Annotated in this window: 6 protein-coding genes and 1 pseudogene; 5 read left to right on the top strand and 2 right to left on the bottom strand. The window is 63.3% G+C overall.

Features of this window, described 5'->3' with window-relative positions:
* Window positions 1–94: 94 nt before the first annotated feature.
* Window positions 95–2,542 carry an acyl-CoA dehydrogenase gene (locus APH36_RS11635; protein ID WP_060498739.1) on the bottom strand — a complete coding sequence of 816 codons (2,448 nt, stop codon included), beginning with the start codon at window positions 2,540–2,542 and terminating at the stop codon, window positions 95–97.
* Between the two features lie 213 nt (window positions 2,543–2,755).
* Here APH36_RS11635 and APH36_RS11640 point away from each other — a divergent pair, with 213 nt between their 5' ends.
* The 4 genes from APH36_RS11640 to APH36_RS11655 all read left to right on the top strand — a co-directional run bounded on the left by APH36_RS11640 (window position 2,756) and on the right by APH36_RS11655 (window position 5,783).
* Complete coding sequence (locus APH36_RS11640) at window positions 2,756–3,166, top strand: hypothetical protein (protein WP_060498740.1); 411 nt, start codon at window positions 2,756–2,758, stop codon at window positions 3,164–3,166.
* A gap of 151 nt (window positions 3,167–3,317) precedes the next feature.
* Window positions 3,318–3,941, top strand: coding sequence for a glutathione S-transferase (locus tag APH36_RS11645; protein WP_060498741.1), 624 nt, complete (start codon window positions 3,318–3,320; stop codon window positions 3,939–3,941).
* Window positions 3,942–4,074: 133 nt separating this feature from the next.
* Entirely contained in the window at window positions 4,075–5,007 is a 933-nt protein-coding gene (locus tag APH36_RS11650) for an ABC transporter ATP-binding protein (protein WP_016715124.1), read from the top strand.
* A complete protein-coding gene (locus APH36_RS11655; protein ID WP_060498742.1) occupies window positions 5,004–5,783 on the top strand; it encodes an ABC transporter permease in 780 nt (259 codons plus the stop codon). Before APH36_RS11650 ends, APH36_RS11655 begins: the two co-directional genes overlap by 4 nt.
* A 9-nt stretch (window positions 5,784–5,792) precedes the next feature.
* On the opposite strand, the pseudogene APH36_RS11660 reads toward APH36_RS11655, so the two are convergent.
* Window positions 5,793–6,299 (bottom strand): annotated as a pseudogene (locus APH36_RS11660) (DUF2062 domain-containing protein); the annotation flags it as partial.
* A gap of 142 nt (window positions 6,300–6,441) precedes the next feature.
* On the opposite strand from APH36_RS11660, the gene APH36_RS11665 reads away from it, so the two are divergent.
* Window positions 6,442–8,655, top strand: a complete 2,214-nt coding sequence (locus APH36_RS11665; protein ID WP_060498743.1) for a DNA internalization-related competence protein ComEC/Rec2 — start codon at window positions 6,442–6,444, stop codon at window positions 8,653–8,655.
* Window positions 8,656–8,708 lie beyond the last annotated feature (53 nt).

The following is an 8,708-nucleotide window of genomic DNA, read 5'->3' on the forward strand; positions in this document are numbered from 1 at the left end:
GCGGTCCTCAGGGTGATTGAAACGGGGGCGGAGTATACGCCGGTTGGCGAGCGGGTGGGGAAGGTGGCGATGGCGCCACACTCCCCACCAACGGTCAGCGTACCTTGCCTTGTACTGGCAGCAACTGCGCTTTGTTGAAGGCATCTACATCGATCACTGCCCGGCGTGCCTGCTCCGCCGCCTGCAGCCGTTGCCCTTCGCCAGGCTGTAAAACGCCGTTTTGCACAGCCGCTTCGATTGCCGACTGCCCAGGTGCCGGGTGCACTTTGCCTTCTTTGATCGCCTGGTGCAGTACCTTGTGCAAAGGTGCTGCTGCTTCCAGCAGGTCGCAGGCCCGTTGCAGTGCTGCCACCGGGTCGCCATCGGCCTGTGGCCTGAAGCAGCCGGCGAGCAGCTCTTCAAGCGCGGGGTCACCCTTGCTGCGGCCAATCAATGCCGCCACTTCTGCATCCAGCTCATCGCTCGGCCCGGTATGGCGGCGGCCGAACGGGAACACCAGCAGCCGCAGCGCGCCGCCAACGAAACGGTTCGGGAAGTTGTCGAGCAACTGGTCCAGGGCTTTTTCCGCCTGGGCCAGGCTTTCTTCCATGGCCCAGCGCAGCAGTGGCTGCATATGCTCGGCTGAACCCAGGTCGTGATAACGCTTGAGCGCTGCGCTGGACAAGTACAAGTGGCTCAGCACGTCGCCTAGCCGGGCACTCAGGCGTTCACGGCGCTTGAGGGCACCGCCCAGCAGCATCATTGACAGGTCTGCCAGCAAGGCAAAGGCAGCAGCCTGGCGGTTCAGGGCGCGGAAGTAGCTTTGGCTCAGGGCATCGCCGGGCATGTTTTCCAGGCGACCCAGCCCCAGGTTGAGCACCAGCGTGCTGGCCGCATTGCTGGCGGTGAACATGATGTGTTTCATCAACAGCTCATCGAACTCCCGCAGCGCCTGGTCGCGGTCCTCGCGGCCGGCCAGGGCCATTTCCTTGAGCACGAACGGGTGGCAGCGAATGGCGCCCTGGCCGAAGATCATCAGGTTGCGCGAGAGTATGTTCGCACCCTCGACGGTGATGAAAATCGGCGCCCCTTGCCAGTTACGCCCCAGGTAGTTGTTCGGGCCCATGATGATGCCCTTGCCGCCGTGTACGTCCATGGCGTGCTGGATGCATTCGCGACCGCGCTCGGTAAGGTGGTACTTGAGGATCGCCGACAGCACCGAAGGTTTCTCGCCCAGGTCGACAGCCTTGGCCGTCAGCAGGCGTGCGCTGTCCATCAGCCAGGCATTGCCGCCAATACGTCCCAGCGATTCCTGGATGCCTTCGAAGGCTGCCAGCGGGACGTTGAACTGCTCACGAATGTTGGCGTACTGCCCGGTAACCAGGCTGGTGTACTTGGCAGCACCGGTGCCTACCGCTGGCAGGGAGATGGAACGGCCGACCGACAGGCAGTTCATCAGCATCATCCAGCCCTTGCCGAGCATGGCCTGCCCGCCGATCAGGAAGTCCAGCGGCACGAACACGTCCTTGCCGCTGTTGGGGCCATTCATGAAGGCGGCGCCCAGCGGCAGGTGGCGTTTGCCGATGTCTACCCCCGGGGTATCGGTGGGGATCAGTGCCAGGCTGATGCCCAGTTCTTCTTTCTCGCCCAGCAGGTGGTCGGGGTCATAGGCCTTGAAGGCCAGACCCAGCAAGGTAGCGACCGGCCCCAGGGTGATGTAGCGCTTTTCCCAGTCAAGGCGTAAACCGATGACCTCTTCGCCGTTCCATTGCCCTTTGCAGATTACCCCGGTGTCCGGCATGGCCCCTGCGTCGGAGCCAGCCAACGGGCCTGTGAGGGCGAAGCAGGGGATGTCTTCGCCACGGGCCAAACGTGGCAGGTAGTGGTCGCGTTGTTCATCGGTGCCATAGTGCAGCAGCAGTTCGGCCGGGCCGAGCGAGTTGGGCACCATCACCGTGGAGGCCAGGTCGCCGCTGCGGGTGGCCAGTTTCATGGCCACCTGTGAATGGGCGTAGGCGGAGAAGCCTTTGCCGCCATATTGCTTGGGAATGATCAACGCGAAGAAGCCATTCTGCTTGATGTGCGCCCACGCTTCAGGCGGGAGGTCCATGTCCTGGCCAATTTGCCAGTCGCTGACCATGGCGCACAGTTCTTCCGTCGGGCCATCGATGAAGGCCTGCTCTTCTTCGGTCAGCTTCGGTGCCGGGTAGGAAAGCAGGGTGCGCCAGTCGGGGCGGCCGCTGAACAGTTCGCCGTCCCACCACACGGTGCCCGCATCAATGGCTTCGCGCTCGGTTTGTGACATGGGCGGCAGGGTGCGCTGGAACCACTTGAACACCGGGCCCGTGAGCACCTTGCGCCGCCACTCAGGCAGTGCCACCAGGACAAATTTAAGCGCCAGCACGAGCCCTATCAGCGTCAGCAGCCAGCCGGGGGCGTGGCTGAAAATGCCCATCAGCAGCACATAGGCTGCCGTGATTCCCAGAATCTGCAAGGGCGCCAGGCGCCGGTGCGTGAGGTATGCCGCGCCGATCACCAGCACCACCAACCACAACAGCAACATAATCGGTCCTCCTTGGTACCAGGGGCTTGAGCCGTCTCACAGAGCTTAGACGCTGTGCTGTAAGCGACCGGGTCAGAACAGTGACAGGGTGTGGCGCCGGGAGTTTCACCGCAGGTTTGCGCGTGGCCCGACCTGGCAATTCTGCTAGGTGCGCAGGCGCTTTCGCTGTTTTAAATTCAAACCCACATAACGCTTCAATCTAAGGTGCGCATCATGCAAAACGACAACACCCCGTATCAGAACGGCGCCGTCATTTTCTGGAAGGAAGTCAACAACACTGGAGAAAGCCAAAGCCTGACGTTGCCAGACTGGGGAAGCGGCGAGGCAGTCGACAAAAGTGTCAGCGGCGAATTTAGCAAAATCGCCATGAGCGATATTCCCTCTGCAACCACCATCACGTTGAGCCAGGGAACGGGCTCGGGCAAGGTCTACATCAAACTGAAAGCCACCCATCAACCCGCCTCGCTTGACCGTACCGAATTTCAGTACCTGATGGATTCCTACACCGTTGGCGACTTCATCAGCGAAGGGCTGGGCCTCACGCTTGTGGAAAAAGAGGGTAAAGCCTCGCGCGCCGGTATCGATTGCCATGTCCAGCTTTCCAAGGCCCCCCCGGCCGCCTGAGCCGCTTTCTTCTTTTTGCCCCCACAGGTAGTGCGCCAAGCCCGAAAAATGCGCAATTCCTTTGGGAGCGGGCGTGCCCGCGAAAGGGCCGTACGGACGACAAAACTCTGGGTTAGACTGTGCAGCCTCCGCATTTCATAAGGACGTTGCCATGCTGAAAATCTGGGGCCGCAAGAATTCGAGCAATGTGCGCAAGGCGCTGTGGGTTGCCCAGGAGCTGGGTCTGGACTTCGAATCCATCGACGCCGGCGGCGCCTTCGGCGTGGTCAACGAGCCGCATTACCGCGCCCGCAACCCCAATGGCCTGGTGCCCATGCTTGAGGACGGCGACCTGACCCTGTGGGAGTCCAACACCATCGTCCGCTACCTGTGCGCCGAGTATGGCGCCGAGCAGGGCTGGTATCTGGAAGATCCACGCCAGCGCGCCCTGGCTGACAAGTGGATGGACTGGACCACCTCGTCGTTCGCCGCACCGTTCCGCCCGCTGTTCTGGGGCCTGCTGCGCACCCCGGAAGACCAGCGCGACGGGGTGGCGATCAACGCCGCGCACAAGCAGTGCGCTCAGTTGCTGGCCATCGCCGACGAAACCCTGGCCAATCAGCCTTACCTGTCCGGTGACCAGATCGGCATGGGCGACATCCCACTGGGTAGCTTCATCTACGCCTGGTTCGAAATGCCCATCGAGCGCCCGGCCATGTATCACCTGGAAGCCTGGTATGAACGCCTCAAGCAGCGCCCGGCTTACCAGGCTGCGGTGATGACCGCGCTCACCTGACCCTGCTTCGATAGTCATTATCAATAGATGTGACTGTACTTGTGCGGCCTGGCCTTGCACCATGGCCGCACTCACTGCGCCAGTGACTTTACCTGGCGTGTCCTGCACCTTTTTCCTCGGTAAGTGACCCGCTATGAGTTCCGCCCTGTCCATCCGACAGCTCACCAAGACCTACGGTAACGGCTTCCAGGCCCTCAAAGGCATCGACCTTGATGTTGCCGAAGGCGACTTCTTCGCCTTGCTCGGCCCTAACGGCGCCGGTAAATCCACCACCATCGGCATCCTGTCCACTTTGGTGAACAAAACCAGCGGCACGGTCAATGTGTTCGGCCATGACCTGGACCGCGAGCCTTCGGCGCTCAAGCGCTGCCTGGGCGTGGTGCCGCAGGAATTCAACTTCAACCAGTTCGAGAAAACCTTCGACATCGTCGTGACCCAGGCCGGTTACTACGGCATCCCGCCCAAGGTGGCCAAAGAACGCGCCGAACAGTATCTGACCCAGCTGGGGCTGTGGGACAAGCGGGATGTGCAGTCGCGTTCGCTGTCGGGTGGCATGAAGCGCCGCTTGATGATTGCCCGCGCGCTGATCCACGAGCCGCGCCTGCTGATCCTCGACGAGCCGACTGCAGGTGTGGACATCGAACTGCGCCGCTCGATGTGGAGCTTCCTCACCGAGCTTAACCAGAAAGGCATCACTATCATCCTCACCACCCACTATCTGGAAGAGGCTGAGCAGCTGTGCCGTAACATCGGCATCATCGACCACGGCACCATCGTCGAGAACACCAGCATGCGCCAGTTGCTGGGCAAGCTGCATGTCGAAACCTTCGTGCTCGACCTCAAGCAGGACCTGGCCAGCGCGCCGGTGCTGCAAGGCTACCCGTGCCGGCTGCTGACCCCGCACACCCTTGAGGTGCAAGTGGAAAAGGACATCGGCATTACCGCGCTGTTCGGCCAGTTGGCTTTGCAGAACATCGAGGTGCAGAGCCTGCGCAACAAGACCAACCGACTCGAGGAGCTGTTTGTGTCCCTGGTAGAGAAAAACCTGTCGAAGGTGGCCGTATGAGTGTGGAACTGCGCACCAACTGGGTCGCCCTGAACACCATCGTCTACCGCGAAGTGCGGCGGTTCCTGCGCATCTGGCCGCAAACCTTGCTGCCGCCAGCCATCACCATGGTGCTGTACTTCGTCATCTTCGGTAACCTGATCGGCCGGCAGATCGGCGACATGGGCGGCTTTACCTACATGCAGTACATCGTGCCGGGGCTGATCATGATGTCGGTGATCACCAACTCCTACGGCAACGTGGTGTCGAGCTTCTTCGGCAGCAAGTTCCAGCGCTCGATCGAGGAACTGATGGTGTCGCCGGTATCGCCGCACACCATCCTCGTGGGCTACGTGCTGGGTGGCGTGCTGCGCGGGCTGGCGGTGGGGGTGATCGTGACCCTCCTGTCGATGTTCTTCACCGACCTGCAAGTGCATCACCTGGGCGTGACCATGGTTGTGGTGCTGCTGACGGCGACCATCTTCTCGCTGCTGGGCTTCGTCAACGCGGTGTTTGCGCGCAACTTCGACGATATTTCGATCATCCCCACCTTCGTGCTGACGCCGCTGACCTACCTGGGCGGGGTGTTCTACTCGATCAACCTGCTGCCGCCATTCTGGCAGACCGTGTCACTGGCCAACCCGGTGCTGCACATGGTCAACTCGTTCCGCTACGGCATTCTAGGGGTGTCGGATATCAGCATTGGCACGGCGATCACCTTCATGCTGGTCGCCACTGCAGTGCTCTATGGGGTGTGCGTTCGCTTGCTGGTCAGCGGCCGCGGGATGCGGGCCTGAGGCCTTGCACCGGCATTGGCGACGGCGCCACTGCCGGCCCACCCACCAGCGCCAGTACAGCATGGTGGCGAAGTAGCCGGCGATGCCCAGCACCACGCCGCACACCACCGAGCCGAGCAGGAAGGGTTGCCACAGCGTCGACAGCTGGTCGGTGATCCATTGGAAGGTCAGCTCGTCGGGCAGGGTGCGCGGCGGCACCTGCATCAGCCAGGCGCCGGTCATGTAGGTGACGAAGAACACCGGCGGCATGGTCAGCGGGTTGGTCAGCCACACCAGGCTGACAGCAATCGGCAGGTTACCGCGCACCGGAATGGCCAGCGCGGCGGCCAGCAGCATTTGCGCCGGCATCGGGATCAACGCCGCAAACAGGCCCACACCCATGGCCCGTGCCACCGAATGGCGGTTCAGGTGCCAAAGGTTCGGGTCGTGCAGCAGCTTGCCGAAAAAACGTAAGGACTTGTGTTCCCGAATGCTGGTCGGGTCCGGCATGTAGCGTTTGAAAAGTCGGCGCGGCATGTAGGCTCCCGGAGCGTTTATCCAGGCAGTATGCCCTGATTCTGATTCAGCCTCGTTTAGAGTTTGTGACAATTGTTGAGCAAGGGTTGCCGGCAATTGGGCTATGCCTCAGAGGGTGATTTGCCTTCTGGAGCTCTACCTCATGCGCACAGGGATGTTTGCGCTCGCGCTCGGGCTGTTGTGCCTGGGCTTTCTCCCCGCATTGCCATCGGTCGGATGGTTGATCGCGCTGGCGGCCTGCGCTGTCGCCAGTCTGTTCACCCGCGTGTGGCCGTTGGGCTGCTTTCTGCTGGGCCTGTGCTGGGCTTGCGGGTCTGCTCAGCTGGCCCTTGATGATCGCCTGGCTGCCGGCCTGGATGGCCGCACCGTGTGGCTGGAAGGGCGGGTGGTTGGCTTGCCGGTCCGAACGGCACAAGGCGTGCGTTTCGAGCTGGACGCGGCACGCTCGCGGCGGGCCGAACTGCCGCAGCGCCTGCAACTGAGCTGGTTCGGTGGGCCGCCCCTGCGGGCGGGCGAGCAGTGGCGGCTGGCCGTGACCCTGCAGCGCCCGGCCGGGCTGTCGAACCCGCATGGGCCAGACCGCGAGGCGCAACTGCTGGCACGGCGGGTGGGTGCCACGGGCACAGTCAAGGCGGGGCAGCTGCTGGCGCCAGTAACCGGTGGTTGGCGCGATGCGCTGCGTCAGCGCTTGCTCGCAGTCGAGGCCAATGGCCGAACGGCGGCGTTGGTGGCGCTGGTGCTAGGTGATGGGGCGGGCCTGGCCCGGGAGGACTGGCAGACGTTGCAGGCCACCGGCACGGTGCACCTGCTGGTGATTTCTGGCCAGCACATCGGCTTGGTCGCCGGTTTGCTGTATGGCCTGGTTGCCGGGCTGGCACGTTGGGGTTGGTGGCCTGCACGGCTGCCCTGGTTGCCCTGGGCGTGTGGCTTGGCCATGACCGCAGCACTGGCCTACGCTTGGCTGGCCGGTGGGGGCGTGCCGGTGCAGCGTGCCTGCCTGATGCTGGCCGTGGTGCTGCTCTGGCGTCTGCGTTTTCGTCACCTCGGTGCATTGTTGCCGCTGTTGTTGGCGCTGGTCGTGGTGTTGCTAGTCGAACCGCTGGCGGCATTGTTGCCGGGGTTCTGGCTGTCGTTTACCGCAGTCGCCACGCTTCTCTATTGCTTCAGTGCCCGGCTAGGGGGCTGGCGGCCCTGGCAAGCCTGGACGCGGGCGCAATGGGTAATCGCTATCGGTTTGCTGCCAGTGTTGTTGGCCACTGGCCTGCCGGTGAGCTTGAGTGCGCCGTTGGCCAATCTGGTAGCGGTGCCGTGGATCAGCCTGGTGGTGTTGCCGTTGGCGCTGCTGGGCACGGTGCTGCTGCCATTGCCCGTGGTAGGGGAGGCGTTGTTATGGCTGGCGGGCGGGCTGCTGGACCTGTTGTTCCGAGGGTTGGCGTTGGTGGCGCAACAGCGCCCGGCGTGGATGCCGGCGGTATTGCCAGTGTGGGCCTGGTTACTGGTTTGCGTGGGGGCGCTGTTGGTGCTGCTGCCTCGGGGCGTGCCGTTGCGTGGGTTGGGGGGCGTGATGCTGTTGGCCCTGTGGGTGCCGAGGGAGCCGGTGCCGCTTGGGCAGGTCGAAGTCTGGCAACTGGACGTCGGTCAAGGGCTGGCAGTGCTGTTGCGCACGCGCCACCACAACCTGCTTTACGATGCCGGTCCGGCCAAGGGTGACAGTGACCTGGGCGAGCGGGTGGTGCTGCCGACCCTGCGCAAGCTGGGGGTGGCGGGCCTTGACGTGATGCTGGTCAGCCACGCCCATGCTGATCATGCGGGCGGCGCTGCCGCCATCCAGCGAGGTCTGCCGGTGCGGCGGACAATCGGTGGGGAAGCGCTGAACGATGTTCCGTTGCAACCTTGTGTCAGCGGCGAGCGATGGGACTGGGATGGCGTGCGATTTTCGCTATGGCGTTGGGCCGACGGACAGAGCAGCAATGACCGCTCGTGCGTGCTGATGGTCGAGGCGCAGGGCGAGCGCTTGCTGCTGGCAGGGGATATGGAGGCCGGTGCCGAACGGGCCTGGCTGGCGGCAGCCGAGACGCCGAGGGTCGACTGGTTGCAGTCGCCACACCATGGCAGCCGCAGCTCGTCCAGCGAGGCCTTCATCCGTGCCACGGCGCCGCGCGGGGTGCTGATTTCGCGGGGGCGCAACAATAGCTTCGGGCACCCGCATGTACAGGTGGTCGAGCGCTATCGGCGGTATGGGGTGACGATACATGATACGGCGGTGGAGGGGGCGTTGCGGTTGGTGCTGGGGCGGCAGGGGGAGGTTGAAGGTGTTCGGGGGCAGCGGCGGTTTTGGCGGGCTCAACTGGACTAGGGGGGGCAGGTCTACGCCGATACATGTTTAGCGTCCACGAGATCGAGCGCCGC

The organism is Pseudomonas sp. NBRC 111133, assembly GCF_001320605.1.
Taxonomy (GTDB): domain Bacteria; phylum Pseudomonadota; class Gammaproteobacteria; order Pseudomonadales; family Pseudomonadaceae; genus Aquipseudomonas; species Aquipseudomonas monteilii.

Coding starts and splice junctions, on each gene's coding strand:
- APH36_RS11635 (WP_060498739.1), bottom strand. CDS start 2,542: ATGTTGCTGTTGTGGTTGGTGGTGCTGGTGATCGGCGCGGCATACCTC.
- APH36_RS11640 (WP_060498740.1), top strand. CDS start 2,756: ATGCAAAACGACAACACCCCGTATCAGAACGGCGCCGTCATTTTCTGG.
- APH36_RS11645 (WP_060498741.1), top strand. CDS start 3,318: ATGCTGAAAATCTGGGGCCGCAAGAATTCGAGCAATGTGCGCAAGGCG.
- APH36_RS11650 (WP_016715124.1), top strand. CDS start 4,075: ATGAGTTCCGCCCTGTCCATCCGACAGCTCACCAAGACCTACGGTAAC.
- APH36_RS11655 (WP_060498742.1), top strand. CDS start 5,004: ATGAGTGTGGAACTGCGCACCAACTGGGTCGCCCTGAACACCATCGTC.
- APH36_RS11665 (WP_060498743.1), top strand. CDS start 6,442: ATGCGCACAGGGATGTTTGCGCTCGCGCTCGGGCTGTTGTGCCTGGGC.